Origin of the sequence: Bordetella muralis (genome assembly GCF_965139205.1) — a bacterium.
GTDB lineage: Bacteria > Pseudomonadota > Gammaproteobacteria > Burkholderiales > Burkholderiaceae_B > Bordetella_A > Bordetella_A muralis.
The window spans coordinates 38,038-57,665 of sequence record NZ_CBCSIU010000001.1 but is presented as its reverse complement, the minus strand read 5'-3'; the positions used below and the strand labels follow the sequence as shown (position 1 = coordinate 57,665).

Here is a 19,628-nt window from a genome sequence, read left to right as displayed (position 1 = left end):
CGATAACGGAGATCGCGATGACTGCAGTAGCCAAACACGCAGATGCCCGCAGTACCGAAACGCTGGAGGCCGATGGCCTGTCCGCGTTGCTGAAGAAAGAATTCAAACCCAAGACCGAACAGGCCCGCGAAGCCGTCGAACACGCTGTTCGTACGCTGGCGCATCAAGCGCTGGAAAACAGCGGTGTGGCGGTGTCCGCCGATGCTTATCGAACGATTCAGGCCATCATCGCCGAGATCGACCGCAAGCTGTCGGATCAGATCAATCTGGTGATGCACCATGCTGATTTCCAGCAACTGGAAGGGGCGTGGCGTGGTTTGCATTATCTGGTGACCAACACCGAAACGGACGAGCTGCTGAAGATCCGGGTGATGTGCATTTCGAAAAAAGAACTGGGCCGGACCCTGAAGCGCCACAAAGGGGTGGGTTGGGATCAAAGCCCGATCTTCAAGCGTGTGTACGAAGAGGAATACGGTCAGTTTGGCGGCGAGCCGATCGGCTGCCTGGTAGGCGATTACCATTTTGATCACAGCCCTCCCGATGTGGAGCTGCTGAGCGAAATAGCGAGGATCTCTGCTGCTGCGCATTGCCCGTTCATCGCAGGCGCATCGCCCAATGTAATGCAGATGGATTCCTGGCAAGAGCTGGCGAATCCGCGCGATTTGACCAAGATCTTTACGAACACGGAATACGCAGCATGGCGCAGCCTGCGCGAGTCGGAAGATTCGCGTTATATCGGCTTGGCAATGCCGCGATTCTTGGCGCGCCTGCCCTACGGCGCGCGTACGAACCCCGTCGATGAGTTCGACTTCGAGGAAGACACCGACGGCGCGAATCACGATCGTTATGCGTGGGCGAACTCGGCGTATGCCATGGCCGCCAATATCAACCGTTCGTTCAAGTTGTACGGTTGGTGCACGTCGATTCGCGGCGTGGAATCGGGCGGCGCCGTGGAGAATCTACCGTGCCATACGTTCCCGACTGATGACGGTGGCGTCGATATGAAGTGCCCCACCGAGATCGCGATCAGCGATCGCCGCGAAGCCGAGTTGGCCAAGAATGGCTTCATGCCGCTCGTGCATCGCAAAAACTCTGACTTTGCGGCGTTCATCGGCGCACAGTCTCTGCAAAAGCCGCACGAATACTACGATGCCGATGCCTCGGCCAACGCCAAGCTGTCGGCACGCCTGCCGTATTTGTTTGCCTGCTGCCGTTTTGCGCACTATCTGAAGTGCATCGTGCGCGACAAGATCGGTTCGTTCCGTGAGCGTGATGATATGGAACGCTGGCTCAATGACTGGATCATGAATTACGTCGATGGTGATCCTGCGAACTCGTCCCAAGAGACCAAAGCGCGCAAACCGCTCGCGGCTGCCGAGGTCCAGGTGCAAGAGATCGAGGACAACCCCGGCTATTACTCCGCGAAGTTTTTCTTGCGGCCTCACTATCAGTTGGAAGGGCTGACAGTGTCGCTGCGTCTTGTGTCCAAGCTGCCATCGTTGAAAAAGAATGATGGTTGAGATGGGCATTTTTTTCAGGGCACTTCGTGCCGTGACAGCAACTTAGGGAGAGAGAAGTGTCTGTTGACATGTTCATGAAGATCGACGGTGCCAACGGCGAGTCGAAAGATGCCAATCACAAGAATTGGACCGATATCGTTTCGTTCTCGTGGGGTGCCACACAGCCCGGCAACATGGCTAGCGGTGGAGGCCTGGGTGCTGGAAAAGCCAGCTTTAACGACCTGCATGTCGTGGCGCGTATTGACAAAGCCGCTCCGGCTGTCATGAAGCATTGCGCCAGCGGCAAACACCTGAGCATGATTGAATTGTCGGTGTGCAAGGCCGGCGGCCAGCAGATTGAATACACGAAGATCACGCTGGAAGACGTACTGGTGTCGTCCGTGCAATTGACGGGCGAAATGAACCAGGAGTCCGTGACGGTGAACTACGCATTTCAAGCCGCCAAGGTCAAACAACAATACTGGGAGCAGACGGAACAGGGCGGCAAGGGCCCGGAAAGTGTGGTTGCTTGGGATATCAAGAAGAACCAGGAAGTTGGTTAAGGCGTCGGTACGGACCTGACGTCTCCTGGCGTCCGGTCCGTTCACGTCAATTCTTGCTCCCTTGAGCTGGCGCCACTGCGGGAAGTGTGTTGTGGTGGAGTCTCTCCGTTTTATGGCGACGGGCGATTTTCGGATCGACCGTCGACTTTGTTTTTTGTCTGCGGTGCTTTCTTATGATCAGACCTGCCGTTGCGTTGCGTGAAAGCAGCTTGTCCCAGCATCTGGAGACGATCCAGTCGCAGATACGCCGTCAACCGGCGGACGCTGACTTGCGGGCACAGTTGTTCCAGTTGATGGTTGTGCAGGGTGATTGGGGACGGGCATCCGAACAATTGAAGCTGTCGGCCCAGCTTAATACACAGGCTCAGCCTACCGCCATCTTGTATGAGCAGGCGATTGCTGCCGAGCGTCAACGCGAGCGCGTGTTGCTTGGCCAGGAGCAGCCCGCCGTGTTTGGCGAGGCGCCCTCGTGGTTCGCTGATTTATGGCGGGCCTTGAGTTGCGATGTCGATGCGCCGGAAGAAGCGGCGCAATTGCGTGACCGTGCCTATGAGGCGGCCGAATCGCGAGCCGGGACATTGACGGTGTCCATGGACGATGCTGCGGCGACCTTCGAGTGGATCAGCGACGGCGACAGCCGCCTGGGCCCGGTTTTTGAATTCATGTCGGCGGGGCGTTATGGCTGGCTCCCGTTTTCGGCGTTGCGCGAGGTGCGGTTGTTGCCCCCCGAAGGATTGTGCGATGTGGTGTGGGCGCAAGCGGAAGTGACGCTTGACGAAGGCCGCACGCAGTACGGCCTGATCCCGGCGCGTTATCCGGCTCTGCCGGGACAAGTGTTCGCCGACCTGCCGGATGGCGTGAAACTCGGGCGAATGACAGATTGGCATCCCCTGCAAGGCGAGATGTATGCCGGCGTGGGACAAAAAATGTGGATGACCGATCAAGGGGAATACGCATTGCTCGATATCCGATCGCTGGAGATGCGCTGATGGCAGTATCTGAGTCGACGGCGAGCCTGCGCCCTTGGGAGCAATTGCCACGCAGTGAACGTGTGGCTCGGGACCGTTTGCAGCCGTCGCTGTTGGATCGTTTGATGGATAACGATCCATCCAAACGGCAGGAGCCTCGCGAGGCCTCGATGCTGACCCATGAAGAACTGCGCATCGCTGTACTGCGGGATCTGCGGTGGTTGCTCAATACGGTCAACTTGCAAACCACGGACGACTTGTCGTCGTACCCGTCGGTGCCCGAGTCGACATTGAATTTTGGTGTGCGCGCCATGGCGGGCAAGCGCATGTCGGAGATCGACTGGATCGATGTCGAGGATTCGATTCGTAATGCGATTGCGGCGTTTGAGCCTCGTATTCTGGATTCGTCGGTTGAGGTGCGCTGTGTGACGGACACGGGCACTTTGGAACATCACAATGTGTTGAGCCTGGAAATCAAGGGCATGTTGTGGTGTGTGCCGCATCCCATGGAATTCTTGTTCCGCACAGATATTGATCTGGAAAGCGGTCATATGGATCTGCGCGACCTGGGGGGGCTTGCCTGATGGATTCGCGCTTGCTCGACTATTACAACCGCGAGTTGGTGTACATGCGGGAAATGGGCGCCGAATTTTCCCAGATGTACCCCAAGGTGGCCGGCCGTCTGGGAATGCACGGCACCGAAGTGGCGGATCCCTATGTCGAGCGGCTGCTTGAGGGTTTCAGCTTTCTGACTGCGCGCATCCATCTGAAGATGGATGCCGAGTTTCCGCGGTTTTCGCAGCGCCTGTTGGAGGTGGTGTATCCCAATTACCTGGCGCCTACGCCTGCGATGGCGGTGGTGCAGTTCTCTCCCAGCATGAATGAGGGCACGCTGGCCCGCGGTTTCGATCTGCCGCGAGGCACCTTGTTGCGCGGACGTGTGCCGCGCGGCGAGCAGACGCCGTGCGAGTTCATGACGGGCCACGCGGTGCGTCTGTGGCCGTTGCGTGTAACGCAGGCCGAGTTCACGGGGACGCCACCGGACCTGCCATTGGCACGCCTCGGATTGGGCGGACGCAATAGCCGCGTGCTGAGCGCTTTGCGAATTCGCATTGAGGTCTGCGGCGGAGTGCGTCTGGAAGACATGGACCTGGACCAGCTCGTGTTCCATCTGGCGGGCCAGGATCTGCAGATGCAGCGCCTGCTGGAAATCCTGATGGGCCATACTGTGGCGGTGTTGGGGCACGATACGCAGCGGCCGGTCAGCTGGATCAACAAGCTGTCGCCCTCGTCGGTACGTCATGAGGGATTCGATGACGATCAGGCATTGCTGCCGGCCGATTCCCGTGTGTTTCAAGGGTATCGTTTGCTGCAGGAGTACTTTGCGTTTCCGCGGCGCTTCCTGTTTTTCAGCGTGAATGACCTGAAACGCGGCCTGCGCACGGCACCTTTATCGGGAGGCACGCGCCGAGAGACGCGCAGCTTTGACCTGACATTTTTGTTCTCCGTCGCCGCGCCGGAACTCGAAGGCGCCATTGCGGCGGAACATCTGGCATTGCATTGTGCGCCGGTCATCAATCTGTTTCCCAAGCGTGCTGATCGTATCGCAGTGACGTCGCGCACGAGCGAGTACCACCTGGTCGTGGATCGTACGCGTCCGCTGGATTACGAGGTGTTTGGCGTGACGCAGGTGTTGGGCCATGCTTCTGCAGAACGGCCCGAGCAAGAGTTCCGGCCTTTCTACGGCACCCTGGGGTCCGACCCGGATGACTACGGCGCCTACTATTCGATGCGCCGCGAGCCGCGTTTGTTATCTGAGCAGGCGAAGCGCAATGGCACGCGAACGGGTTACATCGGCAGCGAGGTGTTTGTGTCGCTGGTAGATCGGAACGAGGTGCCGTTTTCCGGCCAGCTACGTCATCTGACGCTGGATACGCTGTGCACGAATCGTGATCTGGCGATGTTGTTGCCGTTGGGAACGGATACGGATTTCACCCTGCGCGTATCGGCGCCGGTGGGTGCAGTAAAGGTGCTGCATGGTCCCACCCGTCCGCACGCGGCGTTGGCAGAGAATGCGGCGACGTGGCATCTGATCAGCCACTTGGGCTTGAATTACCTGAGCCTGATGGACCTGGATGCGGAGCAAGGCGCCCAGACGCTGCGTGAAATGTTGAACGTGTATGGCAACCTGGCCGATCCGGTAGTGCGCAAGCATATAGGCGGCGTGCGACATGTGCGTGCCGATCCGATGCACCATCGCCTGCCCGTGCCCGGTCCCATTGTGTATGGACGAGGAGTGCGCATCAGTCTGCAAGTCGATGAGGCGGCGTTTTCGGGCATCAGCCCGTATTTGTTTGGCGCCGTACTGGAACAGTTTTTTGCTCGGCACGTATCGATAAATATGATGTCGGAATTGGTGTTGTCTACATTGCAGCGTGGCGATATCGCCCGCTGGAAGCCCCGCATGGGGGCACGGCCCGCCGTATAGGGCTGTCAAGGTTGAGTGAAAGGAGTCGTGCCATGAATACCGCTGCGAAACGTCAGTATCCGGTCTACGATCCGGTGCATTTGATTGGCACGGTGTTGCATCGTGATGACGACGGCGGTTTTGTTGTCGAGTGTGATGGACACCAATGGCGCACGCGCTTGGCCGCCAGTTGCTTGCTGATGCCGCAAGCGGGCGATCATGTGTTGATCAGCGGCCCGGAAGCGTCGCGCGTATATCTGATCGCCGTCGTGGAGCAGGCAGATCCGCAGCGTACGCAGCTCGAGGCGGTGGGCGATGTCGTACTGCGATCACGCACGGGCAGCGTGTCTCTGGAGGGAGCAACTGACGTGCATGTGTCTGGACAGAATGCGGTCACGATCGAAACCGCGTCACTGGCACTGCAGGCGAAAGAAGCCAGCTTTGTCACGGAAAAGATGAAATATCTCGGTGCCGAGGTGACGGCCACGGTAGGGGCTACACGCGTGGTCGGCAAGGTCTATGAGGCAGTCATGGACCGATTGTCGTTTCTCTCGCGTGTGACGTTCCGCGCGGCGGAGGAGGTCGAGCACGTGCGCGCCGGTTCCTTGGACTATCGCGCCGACAAGAGCGCGCGATTGCATGCGTCGTACACCATGGTGACCGGCGAGAAGCTCGTGAAGGTAGACGCCAAGCAGATTCATATGGGCTGACGGATGACAGACACGATGGCGCAAGCAGGGGTACAAGCGACGGCCGACGACATGTCCGGCTCGCAACCCGCTGCGGGCGAAGCGGGCCGGCAGGCGTCTGAGACCTCGCCACCCTCTGCGGCAGGCGTCCTGCCGGGCATGCCTGCCGAGTTCTGGCGGGCGCTGTCGCAGGATCCGTATTCCCACGATCTGTTTCATACTTTGCGCTGGATCGATGCGCGGGCCGGCGCTCGTTTGCCGCTGGGGCGCGATACGGTCGCGCGTAATGAACCCGTACGCTTGAGACAGGAACCCTCGATGGCTTTTGCACCATCGACTCTGGCTTCGGTCTCGTTGGGACGCGGAAGCCGGCCGCCGGAACTCTCGATCTACAGTTTTGGCCTGTTCGGTCCGAACGGGCCGTTGCCGCTGCATTTGACCGAGTATGCGCGTGAGCGCATGTATCACTATGGCGATCGAACATTGTCGGGTTTTGCCGATGTGTTTCATCATCGGCTGATCCTGTTGTTTTATCGGGCATGGGCCGACGCGCAGAGCACGGTCAGCCTGGATCGCAAGGAAGCCCGCTTTACCCGCTATGTGGCGAGCCTGCTGCATATGGGCATGCCCTCGTTGGCCAGACGCGATGCGGTGATGGATCACGCCAAGTTTTTCATGGCGGGCCATCTGCTGCGGCAAACCCGGAATCCCGAAGGGTTAAAGCAGATCCTGCAGACTTTCTTTTCCGTGCCGGTACGTATTGCGGAGTTTGTGCCTCAGTGGATACGGTTGGATCCGTCGCAGCGGCTGGGGCTGGGCGGCGCCATGGGATTGGGGCAGGACACCATTCTGGGGGCGGCGGTGCGCGACGCGCAGCACAAGTTCCGCATCGAACTCGGCCCGTTGACGCGAGCCGATTACACCAGTTTCCTGCCTGGCGGCCGGCGCGCCAAACAATTGCTGCATTGGGTCCGAGACTACATTGGTGTCGAACTGGCGTGGGATGTTCGGCCCGTGCTAAAGCGGCAGGACGTGCGGGGCGTCAAATTGGGCGAGCCGCAGCCCCTGGGCTTGTCGTCCTGGCTGGGTAAGCGCCGGGCGGAGCAAGGGGACGCCCGCGATTTATTACTGGATTACGAAGGCCGTGACCGTGCAAAGCGTGACGCACGCCAAGCAGCCGCAACATCACAACCCGAGGAGGTGAGATCGTGACGCATGACATGTTCTACGATGGTCAGGTATTGCATTGGCCAGGCCATGGAAAATTCCGTGCGACGAGCGGCATGCGCGGCTCACAGATTCCGTCTGAATCATGCACGCCGGACGCAGGCCCGGTGCCGCCCGGCTTGTACAAGATATTCCTGGCGGATCAGGGCGCGGCGCAAGATGACGGGCGCGGCGCTTGCGCGTTGCAGCCGGCGTGGGGAATTCAGACGATCCCGCGTGGCGCTGCTGCGGGGGCTTGCGAGCCATACTGGGCTAATTGGGGCGTCAATCGTGCGCGAATGGAGCCGGCCGATACGGCCACGCGTAACCGTTGCTCTCCGGTGCGCGGCGGCTTTTACCTGCATGATTCGACCAAGGGTTTCAGTCACGGATGCATTGAGGTCGATGGCCGCATTTTCCCGCTGCTGCGTACCTATGCGCGTGGCGGTAGAGGGCGTTCGACGATGATCATCAAGGTCGATTACGTAGCCGGCCGCGAGACCAATGGAGGCACGCTTGTCGAATAATGCACGATGCCTGGCGATGCTATTGGCAGCCGCCCTGACCGGCACGGCAGCACAAGCGGCCGGGCCGATCAAAGTCGAGAACGCCCTGGCGCAATGCGTCGCGTTGCAGCCGGGAGTGCGTACGACCACCGGACAGCAGGTGGTGACGGAGGCTACTCTGACTGTCAAGAAATCGATCGGAGAGTGCGGCTGCAAGTCTGCTATTGCGACGTATACCTCGCAGGTGGAGATGGAGGGAGGATATCGCAGCTTTTTGCAGCGCGGCGCCTTGTTGGTCAAGGAGTCGGGAGTGCAGCCGCTGACATTGGCGAGCAGTGCGCAGCTGCTGGGGGATCGAGGCGTGGTGCTATCGTTGGCTTGTGCGGGACCGGATTGACGTTGCTCAAGCATGGCGCTTGATTGATTTTCCTGTTTGATCCTGCCAGATTGTGCTGGCGGGCGGGTTCGTTTTCACGCTGGGTACTACACAACGATATGTCTGATATTGGCCGCATAGATTTGTTTGGCAAGCTCAATCCGCTGCTATACCAGGCGCTGGAGGGCGCGACCTCGTTTTGCAAGCTGCGAGGTAATCCCTATGTGGAACTGGTGCACTGGATACACCAGATCGTGCACACGCAGGATAGCGATCTGCATCGTGTCGCGCGGCGGTTTAATGTCGATATGGGGATGCTGCAGGCCGATCTGACACAGGCGCTGGATCAGCTGCCGCGTGGCGCGGGGTCGGTGTCCGACTTGTCCGAGCATATTGACCATGCTGTTGAACGAGCCTGGGTGCTCGGGTCGCTGCGCTATGGCGCAGGGCGCATTCGCGGCGGGCATTTGATCGCGGGGCTGGTAAAGACCTATGCCTTGCGTAATGTGCTGCTGGGGATGTCCGACCAGTTTTCGCGCATCGTGCCGGATGTGTTGCTGGAACAGTTGGATGACATCGTACGCGGGTCGCCCGAGGATGCCACGGCGCAACCGGTGCAGACTGATGCGGAGGGTCAGGCATCAGCCGAGGGCGGCGGCTCCGCATTGGCGAAATATGCGGTCGACTTGACTGCCAAGGCGCGCGCGGGCGAAATCGACCCTGTATCCGGACGGGACGAGGAAATTCGCCAGATTGTCGATATTCTGATGCGGCGTCGGCAGAACAACCCGTTGCTGGCAGGCGAAGCCGGTGTAGGCAAGACGGCGGTGGTCGAGGGGCTGGCGCTGCGTCTGGCCAGTGGCGATGTGCCGCCTCCGCTGCGCGAGGTTTCTCTGCTGTTGTTGGATATCGGGCTGTTGCAGGCAGGCGCCGGTGTCAAGGGCGAGTTCGAGCAACGTCTGCGCAGCGTGATCGACGAAGTGCAGTCCAGCCCGCGTCCGATCGTGTTGTTTATCGATGAGATTCACACGCTGGTAGGCGCTGGCGGTGCGGCAGGGACCGGTGATGCGGCGAATCTGCTCAAACCCGCATTGGCGCGGGGCCAGTTGCGCACGATCGGCGCGACGACGTGGTCCGAGTACAAGAAATACATCGAGAAAGACCCCGCGCTGACGCGGCGTTTTCAGGTGGTGCAGATCCATGAGCCGGCAGAGCCTCGTGCGGTAGGGATGCTGCGAGGGCTGGCAGCGACACTCGAGGCACACCATCAGGTGCTGTTGCTGGACGAGGCGATCGAGGCGGCGGTGTCGTTATCGCACCGATATATTCCCGCCCGGCAATTGCCTGACAAGGCGGTTGCCTTGCTGGATACGGCGTGCGCCCGGGTTGCCGTGAGTCAACATGCGGTGCCTGCTGCACTGGAGGACGCGCGTCGCCGTATCGAGGCTCTGGAAATCGAGCAGCGTATCGCCGTGCGCGAGGCGCACTTGGGTGCGGGAGCCGCAGACCGGGTGGATCAGGTCGCAACGGACCTCGAGCAGGCGCGTGGACAAGAGCGCGAACTGGTGCAACGCTGGGAGGCCGAGCGTGAGCTGGCCGAGCGGGTATTTGCGTTGCGGCAGGCGCTGGATGCGTCGAACACGCGCGATGGTGGGTCGACAGAGGCATCGGCTGGCGGTGCGGCTGGTGCGGGTGGCGCATCGACGGCGCGTACCGTTGCCGCGACGGATGCAGAGGGAACGAGTGCAACGGCTGCGGCTGAAGCATCGGCGCAGAGCCCGGTCGCCACGGCGGACCCTGCGCAATTGCGTGCCGAGTTGGCGCAGGCACAAGAGGAGCTGGCACGCCGTCAGGGCGAGCATGCGTTGATTTATCCTGCCGTGGATGCCGCGGCAGTGGCGTCGGTCGTCGCGGATTGGACCGGTATTCCCGTGGGCCGCATGGTGCGCGATGAGGCCCATTCGGTATTGCGTTTGGCGGATACGTTGGAACAGCGGGTCATTGGCCAACGGCATGGTCTGGAGGCGATCGCACGGCGTATTCAGACTTCCCGCGCGCGTCTGACCGATCCCAACAAGCCCGTAGGCGTATTTTTGTTGTGCGGCCCCAGCGGTGTGGGCAAGACCGAGACGGCATTGACCTTGGCCGAGGCCCTGTACGGCGGTGAGCAGAATCTGATCTCGATCAACATGAGCGAGTTTCAGGAATCGCATACGGTGTCTACGCTGAAGGGCGCGCCGCCGGGCTATGTGGGGTACGGTGAGGGCGGCGTGCTGACCGAGGCTGTACGGCGGCGTCCCTATAGCGTCGTGCTGCTCGACGAGGTAGAGAAAGCCCACGCGGACGTACATGAGATTTTTTTCCAGGTCTTCGACAAAGGCTGGATGGAAGACGGTGAAGGCCGCTATATCGATTTTCGCAATACCGTCATCATCCTCACCTCGAATGTCGGTACCGAGTTGATCAGCAGCCTGTGCAAGGATCCGGATCTGATGCCGGATGCCGATGGGCTGGCCTCTGCCTTGCGAGAGCCGCTATTAAAGGCGTTTCCTGCAGCATTGCTGGGGCGTCTGGTGGCGGTGCCCTATTTGCCGCTCTCTGACGAGATGTTGGCTCGGATTGTGGATCTGCAGTTTGAGCGGGTTCGCCAACGGCTGTGGGATAACCATGGCATTACGTTGACGGTCAGCCCCGAGGCGACGGCCCTGGTGGTAGCACGTTGCACCGAGGTTGAATCGGGCGGACGCATGGTGGACGCGATTCTGACCAACACGGTGTTGCCGCAGATCAGCCGCGAACTGCTGACCGCCTCAATGGATGGGCGCCGGGTGAACGCCGTCAGTTTGCAAGCGGCTGATGGAGAGTTTCAGTACGAGTACGAGTCGTAGCCCTAGCCCTGAGCGTTCGGGGCCCTCTCCGTGCGCTATTTGCGGCGGGGAGTGTCTGGCTTGCCGTCGGCTTCGTCGGAGGTGGGAGCAGGCTGCTGCACGCGCGCCGGGCGCAGGTAGCCGCCATATTCGCGCAAATGATCGCGTGCCGCCCAGCCTTGGGTATCGTGATCCTGCTTGTTGCGCAGGGCCTCGCTGACAGGGTCCAGGCGATGCGGGGCGAGCGGATCATGTGAGGGCAGGGTCGAGGGCGTTTGATCAGAAAATACGTTGTGCACGTCCTCGCCTTCGTGAGAATCCAGCAGGTCCAGAGGATCGCGCAGGGGACCTGAAACATTGGCATCGCCGCGCGGCAAATGACGCAGGGGATCTTCGGGATTGCGGGTTTGCGCGGATTCCATATCGAAGGGATGTGCGGAAACATCGGGTACGCTGCCGACGGGAAGGGTGCCCGGGCCGAACAGGTCACTGAAAACGTCGGTGGATGAGGTATCAGCTGACGATGCCGGAGCAAGCGGTTCGTCGAAAAGGCTTTCCTCGGCGACGGGGGGATTGTCCGCTGGTGCCGTCTGCGGGAAGGGATCCGTGGCCGGGGATTGCGCGAAGTGCGTTGTGGGCGGAGGCGGGGCAACGGGCTCAACGGCGGGCTGCGGCGGGACATCCTCGGTGAACGGGGCTGCTGCGACAGTCTCTGGAACAGGGGCTGTCGTGGTGGGGATATCGGCCGCAGATGAGGTGTCTGAGGTATCAGAGGGATGTGCGCTTTCGGGCTGAGCTGCGGTTTCTGGCTCGGGCTTGGCGGTGACGAGTGGGGCCGTCATTTCGGCAGCAGTGGTCATTGCCGCGGTTGCTGTTGCGACGGCGACAGGGGCCGATGTGGGGAGTGGCGGCGAGGCAGGTGCGGACGTAACTCGCGAGATAGGCGTCGGGTTTTCCCGAGGTGCTACGGATTTGGGCGTGATCGCTGCAGGGTCCAGTAATGGGCTTTCCAGCAGAGGGTCCGGTTCTGCCAGGAGCGGGTCCGGCGCTACGGCGTTCAGCGTCGCGAATCCGCCTGCCGATGCAGGGGCGTCCTCGACGGCGGGGGCAAGCGGGTCTTCAGCTTTGAGCGTATAGGATCCGATCACCAATTCGTCGCCGGGAGAAAGCGGCACCTCCTGGTCTCGCTGGATTGCGCGGCCATTGATGCTGACGCTGCTCATGCTGCTGAGGTTCACCAGGTAGCAAGCATCGTTGCTGATACGCAAGGCGGCTTGAATACGGCATATGCCGCGTTCAGGATCCGGCAGGATGAGGTGGTTGTCTGCCGACCGTCCCAGCGTGCCGCCTGGGGCTTCGAATACCGCGGACCACGGCGTGATGAAGCCGGAGTCGTTGGGATAATGCTGAACGGTGAGTTTCATGCAGAGATCTCCAGTGCAGGTTGTTCAATGATAACGACCCTTATAGGTGGAAGTGATGACGGGGAGTGATGAAAATTTATTGGCTCAAGGTTTTTTCGCCATGTGCGTAACAGTCGTAACTGTTTCTGTATTTACACGACAGTTTCTTATTTTTCGCTTGATATAGTCGGTTTATTCATAAGCTAGGGAGGCGAGCCGCGAATGATGGTGTTCCGTAATACCTCGACTGCGCTTGGGAGAGCCCTGCGGGCAGGGCTGCTGATGGTTTTCGCGCTGGTGATCGCGGGCTGTTCTTCCACGGCAAGCCGTGTTGCGGTGCCGTATGCGATTGAGTTGACGGCTGATAAGCAGGTTAACCCCGACATCAACGGGCGGCCTTCTCCTGTACAGATCACAGTCTATGAGTTGAGCTCGACCAGTGCGTTCAGCTCTCGCGATTTTTTTGCACTGCAATCTGATCCCCAGGTTGCGTTGGGCAAAGAACTGCTGAATTCGGATCAGGTGGTGCTGCGCCCCGGCGAAACAAAGACCCTGCAGTATGCTGGCAATACCGAGGCCCGCATGGTGGGTATCGTGGCGGCGTACCGCGATTTAGAGAAAAGCCAGTGGCGCCTGGCGGTGGAGTTGCCCGAGGCGCAGAAAACCAACATCTTCAAGGTATGGCAGTTTTCACCCAACGAAGAGACGATCAAGGTCTCTGTCAAAGATAACGAAGTGGTTGTCACGGATCGGGATAGATCGTGGTGGCCGTTTTAGGCGCACGGCTCGCGCTGCCCGCGGTCTGACTCCGCAACCCTATTGCAAGCATAACCATGGCAGAGAAGAACAAAGTCATTTGGTCAGAGGGGATGTTTCTGCGTCCCCAGCATTTTCAGCAATTTGAACGTTATCTCGATGGCGCGCTAAAGCAGCGCACCGCAGCGCTGCAGGGGTTTTTCTGGGGCTTCAGCCACCTGGTGCTGGATCGCGATGCGCTGGCGATCGGCAAGCTGGTGATGACGGAGGCCAGCGGCGTCTTGCCGGACGGTACGCCGTTCGACTTTTCCCATCCGGACGATGCACCGCAGGCGCTGGATGTGCCCGGCTCGGCGCAGGACGTGCGCGTCATGCTGGCTTTGCCGCGCGTGCGGCCTGGGGCCACTGATGTGCAGTACGAGGACGAAGCGGATTCGCTGGCGCGCTACCTTGTGCAAGAGGCGGAGGTCGCCGATTCGGGATCAGTGGGGTTGGAGCCTGCATTGCTGCAGGTGGGACGCCTGCGCTTGCGCCTGATGCTCGAAACCGACATGGGTGACGAGTGGCTGGGCCTGGGTGTGGTGCGCGTCATTGAGCGCCGTGCGGACAATCGGGTCGTGCTGGACGAGCGCTACATTGCGCCGTGGCTGTCGACGGGGACGCATCCCTTGTTGCTGGGCTTTGTGCAGGAGCTCTACGGCTTGCTGCAGGCGCGCAGCGAGGCGCTGGCGATGCGCCTGTCGCAACCTGGCCGAGGCGGCGTGTCTGAAGTCTCCGATTTCATGTTGCTGGAGACGGTGAATCGCTATATCGGGTCGCTATGGCACACACGCCAGTCGGCGTGGCTGCATCCGGAACGCCTGTTTCATGATTGGCTGATGCTGGCCTGCGACTTGGCGACCTATACCGCGGCAACGCGACGGCCTGAGGTCCTGCCCACTTATGAGCATGACGATCTGCAATTGACGTTCGGTACCCTGATGGATGAATTGCGCCGATCGCTGTCGGCGGTGCTGGAGCAGCACGCTTTGCAGATACCGCTGCAGGATCGTGGCCAGGGTGTGAAGGTGGCGCAGATTCCCGATCTGGAGTTGCTGCGCACGGCGGGGTTTATCCTGGCCGTGCACGCGGACATGCCGTCGGATACGGTGCGTTCGCGCTTCCCAGCACAGGTCAAGATCGGACCGGTAGAACGCATTCGCGATCTGGTGCATTTGCAACTGCCCGGTGTGACGGTACGGGCTTTGCCGGTGGCGCCTCGTCAGATTCCGTACAGCGCGGGCCACGTGTATTTCGAGCTCGACAAGGGCGGCGATTTCTGGAAACAGCTGGAGCGCACGGGCGCTCTGGCTTTGCATTTGGCGGGCGAGTTCCCGGGCCTATCCATGGAGTTCTGGGCATTGCGCGATTAGGGTAGCCCGCCGGAGATATCATGCACGCATCTGATTCTGCATTACCCGGCCCCATGGGGTCAGGCCTTCCAGAAGGGGGCGCTTCGGCCTCCGGCCGATTGCGGCCACACGAGTATGTGATCAGCGGCTCTAATCCATTGGTCGCTGCCGCGAATCCATTGCTGGATTTGATTCCCCAGATACGTGCGACTACGTCGCACCCGTCACCAGCCATGTTGCGCGAGCATCTGCTCGATGAGATTCGCCAGTTCGAGTTGCGTGCGCAGCAGGCCGGCATCCCTAACGAGACCATTCTCGGGGCACGATATTGCTTGTGCACCGCATTGGATGAGGCGGCTGCTCTGACCCCATGGGGAGGCAATGGGGTATGGTCGGCGCACAGTCTGCTCGTGACGTTTCACAATGAGACCTGGGGCGGGGAGAAATTTTTTCAGTTGCTGGCAAAACTCTCGCAGAACCCCGGTCAGCATCTGGATTTGCTGGAACTGCTGTACTTTTGCCTGGCGCTGGGGTTTGAAGGGCGTTATCGCGTCCTCGATAACGGCCGTTCGCAGCTGGAGACGCTGCGTCAACGCTTGCTGCGGATTTTGCGCGGTGCTCGAGGCGAATACGCGCTTGCCTTGTCGCCACATTGGCAGGATGTGCCGGCCCAGACCCAATTGCGGCGGTTGCCTGTGCCCTTATGGGTGTTCGGCGCGCTGGCTGCAGTATTGGCGCTGGCTATTTATTGGGCCTTGGCTTGGAGTTTGAGCCGGCAGTCTGATGTCGTGTTTTCGGCAGTGAACGGTTTGAGGCCACCTACGGTGCAGATCGCACCGACGCGCCAGCCAGCGTCTTCGCCGCGTTTGGCGGTGTTTTTGGCGCCGGAAATCCGGGATGATCTGGTGACTGTGCGCGATGAGGTTGACCGCAGTGTTGTCGTGCTGCGCGGCGACGGGTTGTTCGAGTCAGGATCGGCTGCAGTGAGAGACCAATACTTGCCGGTGCTGTCGCGCGTGGCCGATGCCATGCGTCAAACCGAAGGCGATATTCTGGTGCGTGGGTATTCCGACAATGTTCCGATACGCAGCGCGCGCTATCCGTCGAACTGGCATTTGTCGCAAGAGCGTGCGGACGCGGTCAAGGATCTGCTGGAGGCCCGATTGAATCAACCAAACCGCGTGCGGGCAGAAGGCCGTGGCGACGCCGACCCGGTTGCGCCCAACGATACTGCAGCAGGGCGCGCGCGTAATCGTCGTGTTGAGATCACGCTGATGGTGCCACCGGTGCCGCGAGGGGAAACTGTCGAGGGTGCGCGGCAATGATTCATAACGTGTTTAGTTTCCTCTTTAGCCGAGGGCTGTGGAATTTCTTTGGCTTGGTGGCGATTTCGCTGCTGATCTGGATTGCCGGGCCGCTGCTTGCCATTGGCACGACGCGTCCTCTGGAAAGCGAGATGACCCGCATCATTGTGATTGCGGTGTTGTTCGGGCTCTGGTTGTTGCGCATTATCTGGCGCAAATGGCGTGAGGGCCGATTGAATGCGCAGCTGCTAGGTCAACTACGCAAGCCTGCTGCTAAAAAGAAGGTCGAGCCCGAGCCTGGCAATCCTGAGATTCGCCAGCTCGAAGAGCGTTTCAACGAGGCCGTGGAGTTGTTGCGCAAGACGCGCTTTGATGGCGATAAGCGACGGTTCTCGTTGTCTCGTTTTTCCAAGCAGCATCTGTATCAACTGCCTTGGTATGTCATCATCGGTGCGCCAGGGGCGGGCAAGACGACGGCGTTGGTGAATTCAGGCCTGAATTTCCCGCTGGCGGATCGTTTTGGCAAGGTCGCGCTGCGTGGGGTGGGCGGTACACGGAATTGCGATTGGTGGTTTACCGACGATGCCGTGCTGCTGGATACGGCCGGCCGCTACACCACTCACGAAAGCGATGCGACGGGTGACGAAGAGGAATGGAAAGGATTCCTCGGCCTGTTGTCGAAGTATCGCGGCCGTCAGCCGATCAATGGCGCCATGCTGACGATCAGTGTGGAGGATTTGCTCGCCGCGTCGGACGCGGAGCGTGCGCAGCATGCCGCGGTGTTGCGCCGTCGCTTGCAAGAGCTGCGTGAGCAGCTTGGTATTCAGTTTCCGGTGTATGTGCTGGTGACGAAAGCCGATTTGCTGTCGGGTTTCGAGGAGTATTTCGGGTCCTTCAGCCGCGAGGATTTGTCGCAGGTGTGGGGCTTTACCTTGCCCTATACCCGGACTCAGGAAGCCGATTTCGATTTGTACGAGGCATTTCATACTGAATATCAGTTGTTGCAGCGCCGCTTGCATGATGCATTGCCCGAGGTGCTGGCGGCTGAGACGGATCCAGCCCGGCGGGCGTTGGCCTATATGCTGCCGCAGCAGTTTGCCGGGTTGCAGACGGTGTTGGGACAGTTCCTGAGTGATGTGTTCGCGACGTCGAAATTCGAGGCACGGCTGGTGCCGCGCGGTGTGTATTTCACCAGTGGCACGCAGGGCGGCGAAACGTTTGACCAGGTAACGGGCTATCTGAAGCGCTACCTGCGTATTGATGGTGGCGCGGCACAGGCAACGCCAGCACCGGAGGAAGACGGACGCAGCTATTTCTTGAAAGGCGTGCTGCAGGACGTGATCTTTCGCGAGGCCGGCCTGGCAGGCCGGAATTTGCGCTGGGAACGCCGCTATCGGCGTTTGCATTGGGCGGGTTATGGGTTGATCACGGTGTTGTTGATTGCCTTGCTGGTCGGGTGGGGTATCAGCTATCGCAATAACAAGACGTATGTCGCCGAAGTCGAGCGTCGTGTGCCTACCGTAGAGAAGCTGGGACGCGACATCAAGATTACGCGTGCAGGCGATGTGCTGGGGTTGATGCCCTTTCTGGATAGCTTGTGGTATTTGCCGCGCGATGCGAGCTTTGAGTTGGATTCGCCGCCCTTGACGTATCAGTTTGGCCTGTATCAAGGTCAAAAAATGCAGTCTGCAGCCCAAGGGGTGTATCGAAATACGCTAGAGCAAGTACTGTTGCCACAGATAGCACGTCGCGTAGAAAGTGCATTGCGTACGTCGGCGCCGAATGACCTGGAATTTTCGTATGAGGCCTTGCGTGCCTATCTGATGCTGTATGAACCTGATCATTATGATGCAGAGTTCATGCATGCCTGGTTGCTGTCGGATATGCAAAAGACCTTGCCCGAGGGCTATACGCGGCGTCAGTATGATTTTATGTCGTTGCATTTGCGCAATCTGGTGCAGGGCCGTGTGTTGTCCTCGCCGTTCCCGCGTGATGACGAGCTGGTGACTCAGATGCGTCAGAGACTGGCGCATTACACGTTGGCGCAACGCTCGTATAGCCGTCTGCGCCGATTGCTGTCCAATACCGATCAAGGTCCGGAGCAGACAGCAGTGACGTTGGGTGGGCCTCAGGCCAGTTCCGTGTTTGTGCGCAAGAGCGGCAAGCCCCTGACGGACGGGATCCCATCGCTGTACAGCTACGATGGCTATTGGAAGGTTTTTAATCAACGGGTGAATCGGGTTGCCGAGTTGCTGCGTCAGGATGATGCCTGGGTGCTGAATATCGCGCCGCCTGGGGCCTTGGATCAGGCAGCCCAGCAGCAGTTGATCGTCGATATCAAGCGGTTGTACATGAACGACTATGTACAACAGTGGGATGCCTATCTGAATGATCTGAAGCTGGCGCCAGCGACATCGCTGCTGCAGAATATTCAGATTGCCCGCACCTTGTCAGCGCCGGACTCGCCGTTGGTCAAGCTGGTGCAAGGCGTCGCACGCGAGACGAATCTGCTGCGCGATACGGGTGACGGACGCTCGCTCATGGATCAGGCCCGTGAGCGCGTGAGCAGCACACGCGATGCGTTGGAGCAGATGTTTGGTCCCACAGGGCCCAATTCGGCCGTCCGTAGCGACGCGACGGATGACAAGCTCGAGCGGATCGTGGACCTGCATTTTGAGCCTTATCGTCGCCTGGCTCAGAGTGAAACGCAGGGTGGTCCGCCGCTGATTACGGCTACGACGGGTTTGATCAACGACCTCTACACGTATCTGACTGCCGCAGATGCGGCGCTGCGCAGCGCCAGTCCCGCGCCCAATTCGGATGTCGTGACCAAGCTGCGCGCGGAGGCGGGACGATTGCCCGAGCCGATACGTGACGTGCTCAATACGATGTCGGTGAATGCTTCCGATGAGATCTCCGGTGCATCGCGCCAGCGCATGGGCGAGACGATGTCGGCGACCATCGGATTGTTTTGCCGGCAATCGATTGCGGGGCGTTATCCGTTTGCCCGCAGTTCGTCGCGCGATGTTGCGCCGAACGATATGGCGCGGCTGTTCGGCCCCAACGGGATGATGGACGAATTTTTCCAGAAGGAATTGGCCACACAGATCGATGTGTCGGGTTCGCGGTGGCGATTCAAACCCGGTATCGACGGCGAAAAAGGTGAGCGCGCGTCGTATCTGGATTCGTTCCAGCGTGCGGGGGTGATTCGCGATGTGTATTTCATGGCGAGCAGCCCGTTGCCGTCTTATCGAGTCGCGATTCGTCCGATCGAAATGGATGCGCAGATTACGCAATTCGTGATGGATGTGGATGGCCAGGCCGTGCGCTATGCTCATGGTCCGCAGATCGCAACCACGGTGCAATGGCCGGGGGCGAGAGGATCGAATCAGGTGCGCATTGAACTGACGCCGCAGACGGGGGGCGCAGGTCTGTCTGCTTCGGGGCCTTGGGCGTTGAACCGGTTGCTGGACAAGGCGCAATTGAGCCGCGGCCCATCGCCTGAGATTACGATAGCGACATTTGATATTAACGGCCGCAAGGTCGTGTTGGAGATCACTGCGAGCAGTGCAAAAAGCCCTTTCAATCTCGCCGAGATGCAGGGTTTTGCCTGCCCGGGCCGCTAGATGAGAC

General features: G+C 60.0%; 15 protein-coding genes. 14 read left to right on the top strand and 1 reads right to left on the bottom strand.

What is annotated here, in order from left to right; all coding sequences use genetic code 11:
• Positions 1-17 precede the first annotated feature (17 nt).
• From tssC to tssH, 10 genes are all read left to right on the top strand, one after another.
• Positions 18-1,520 (top strand): type VI secretion system contractile sheath large subunit, encoded by a 1,503-nt coding sequence (tssC, locus tag ACNA0I_RS00210; protein WP_415804051.1) that lies wholly within the window; start codon positions 18-20, stop codon positions 1,518-1,520.
• Positions 1,521-1,576: 56 nt separating this feature from the next.
• Positions 1,577-2,062 (top strand): Hcp family type VI secretion system effector, encoded by a 486-nt coding sequence (locus tag ACNA0I_RS00205; RefSeq protein ID WP_415804050.1) that lies wholly within the window; start codon positions 1,577-1,579, stop codon positions 2,060-2,062.
• Between the two features lie 173 nt (positions 2,063-2,235).
• A complete protein-coding gene (locus ACNA0I_RS00200) occupies positions 2,236-3,051 on the top strand; it encodes a type VI secretion system accessory protein TagJ (protein ID WP_415804049.1) in 816 nt (271 codons plus the stop codon).
• Complete coding sequence (gene tssE / locus ACNA0I_RS00195; protein WP_415804048.1) at positions 3,051-3,614, top strand: type VI secretion system baseplate subunit TssE; 564 nt, start codon at positions 3,051-3,053, stop codon at positions 3,612-3,614. The genes ACNA0I_RS00200 and tssE overlap by 1 nt, the downstream gene beginning before the upstream one ends.
• A complete protein-coding gene (gene tssF, locus ACNA0I_RS00190; protein WP_415804047.1) occupies positions 3,614-5,518 on the top strand; it encodes a type VI secretion system baseplate subunit TssF in 1,905 nt (634 codons plus the stop codon). Before tssE ends, tssF begins: the two co-directional genes overlap by 1 nt.
• Before the next feature lie 32 nt (positions 5,519-5,550).
• Positions 5,551-6,207 carry a DUF3540 domain-containing protein gene (locus ACNA0I_RS00185; protein WP_415804046.1) on the top strand — a complete coding sequence of 219 codons (657 nt, stop codon included), beginning with the start codon at positions 5,551-5,553 and terminating at the stop codon, positions 6,205-6,207.
• Positions 6,208-6,258: 51 nt separating this feature from the next.
• Entirely contained in the window at positions 6,259-7,398 is a 1,140-nt protein-coding gene (tssG, locus tag ACNA0I_RS00180; RefSeq protein WP_415804813.1) for a type VI secretion system baseplate subunit TssG, read from the top strand.
• Entirely contained in the window at positions 7,395-7,919 is a 525-nt protein-coding gene (locus ACNA0I_RS00175; RefSeq protein ID WP_415804045.1) for a DUF2778 domain-containing protein, read from the top strand. The genes tssG and ACNA0I_RS00175 overlap by 4 nt, the downstream gene beginning before the upstream one ends.
• Positions 7,909-8,295: a DUF2195 family protein gene (locus tag ACNA0I_RS00170; RefSeq protein ID WP_415804044.1), complete on the top strand. Its 387-nt coding sequence runs from the start codon at positions 7,909-7,911 to the stop codon at positions 8,293-8,295. The genes ACNA0I_RS00175 and ACNA0I_RS00170 overlap by 11 nt, the downstream gene beginning before the upstream one ends.
• A 98-nt stretch (positions 8,296-8,393) precedes the next feature.
• On the top strand, positions 8,394-11,162 hold the full coding sequence (gene tssH / locus ACNA0I_RS00165) for a type VI secretion system ATPase TssH (protein ID WP_415804043.1): 2,769 nt from the start codon (positions 8,394-8,396) through the stop codon (positions 11,160-11,162).
• Positions 11,163-11,197: 35 nt separating this feature from the next.
• Here the strand turns inward: tssH and ACNA0I_RS00160 are convergent, their stop codons facing one another.
• Complete coding sequence (locus tag ACNA0I_RS00160; RefSeq protein WP_415804042.1) at positions 11,198-12,565, bottom strand: FHA domain-containing protein; 1,368 nt, start codon at positions 12,563-12,565, stop codon at positions 11,198-11,200.
• Between the two features lie 201 nt (positions 12,566-12,766).
• Between ACNA0I_RS00160 and tssJ the strand changes: the two genes are divergently transcribed.
• Genes tssJ through tssM form a run of 4 tightly spaced genes read left to right on the top strand, consistent with a single transcriptional unit; the run spans position 12,767 to position 19,621 of the window.
• Entirely contained in the window at positions 12,767-13,321 is a 555-nt protein-coding gene (tssJ, locus tag ACNA0I_RS00155; protein ID WP_415804041.1) for a type VI secretion system lipoprotein TssJ, read from the top strand.
• Positions 13,322-13,377: 56 nt separating this feature from the next.
• Positions 13,378-14,712 (top strand): type VI secretion system baseplate subunit TssK, encoded by a 1,335-nt coding sequence (gene tssK / locus ACNA0I_RS00150; protein WP_415804040.1) that lies wholly within the window; start codon positions 13,378-13,380, stop codon positions 14,710-14,712.
• Between the two features lie 20 nt (positions 14,713-14,732).
• Entirely contained in the window at positions 14,733-16,016 is a 1,284-nt protein-coding gene (locus ACNA0I_RS00145; protein ID WP_415804039.1) for a DotU family type VI secretion system protein, read from the top strand.
• Entirely contained in the window at positions 16,013-19,621 is a 3,609-nt protein-coding gene (gene tssM, locus ACNA0I_RS00140) for a type VI secretion system membrane subunit TssM (RefSeq protein WP_415804038.1), read from the top strand. The genes ACNA0I_RS00145 and tssM overlap by 4 nt, the downstream gene beginning before the upstream one ends.
• The last annotated feature ends 7 nt before the right edge of the window (positions 19,622-19,628 follow it).

What these genes read in the sequence shown, in the direction of transcription:
- tssC (WP_415804051.1), top strand. Translation starts at nt 18, where the DNA reads ATGACTGCAGTAGCCAAACACGCAGATGCCCGCAGTACCGAAACGCTG.
- ACNA0I_RS00200 (WP_415804049.1), top strand. Translation starts at nt 2,236, where the DNA reads ATGATCAGACCTGCCGTTGCGTTGCGTGAAAGCAGCTTGTCCCAGCAT.
- tssE (WP_415804048.1), top strand. Translation starts at nt 3,051, where the DNA reads ATGGCAGTATCTGAGTCGACGGCGAGCCTGCGCCCTTGGGAGCAATTG.
- tssF (WP_415804047.1), top strand. Translation starts at nt 3,614, where the DNA reads ATGGATTCGCGCTTGCTCGACTATTACAACCGCGAGTTGGTGTACATG.
- ACNA0I_RS00185 (WP_415804046.1), top strand. Translation starts at nt 5,551, where the DNA reads ATGAATACCGCTGCGAAACGTCAGTATCCGGTCTACGATCCGGTGCAT.
- tssG (WP_415804813.1), top strand. Translation starts at nt 6,259, where the DNA reads ATGTCCGGCTCGCAACCCGCTGCGGGCGAAGCGGGCCGGCAGGCGTCT.
- tssH (WP_415804043.1), top strand. Translation starts at nt 8,394, where the DNA reads ATGTCTGATATTGGCCGCATAGATTTGTTTGGCAAGCTCAATCCGCTG.
- ACNA0I_RS00160 (WP_415804042.1), bottom strand. Translation starts at nt 12,565, where the DNA reads ATGAAACTCACCGTTCAGCATTATCCCAACGACTCCGGCTTCATCACG.
- tssJ (WP_415804041.1), top strand. Translation starts at nt 12,767, where the DNA reads ATGATGGTGTTCCGTAATACCTCGACTGCGCTTGGGAGAGCCCTGCGG.
- tssK (WP_415804040.1), top strand. Translation starts at nt 13,378, where the DNA reads ATGGCAGAGAAGAACAAAGTCATTTGGTCAGAGGGGATGTTTCTGCGT.
- ACNA0I_RS00145 (WP_415804039.1), top strand. Translation starts at nt 14,733, where the DNA reads ATGCACGCATCTGATTCTGCATTACCCGGCCCCATGGGGTCAGGCCTT.
- tssM (WP_415804038.1), top strand. Translation starts at nt 16,013, where the DNA reads ATGATTCATAACGTGTTTAGTTTCCTCTTTAGCCGAGGGCTGTGGAAT.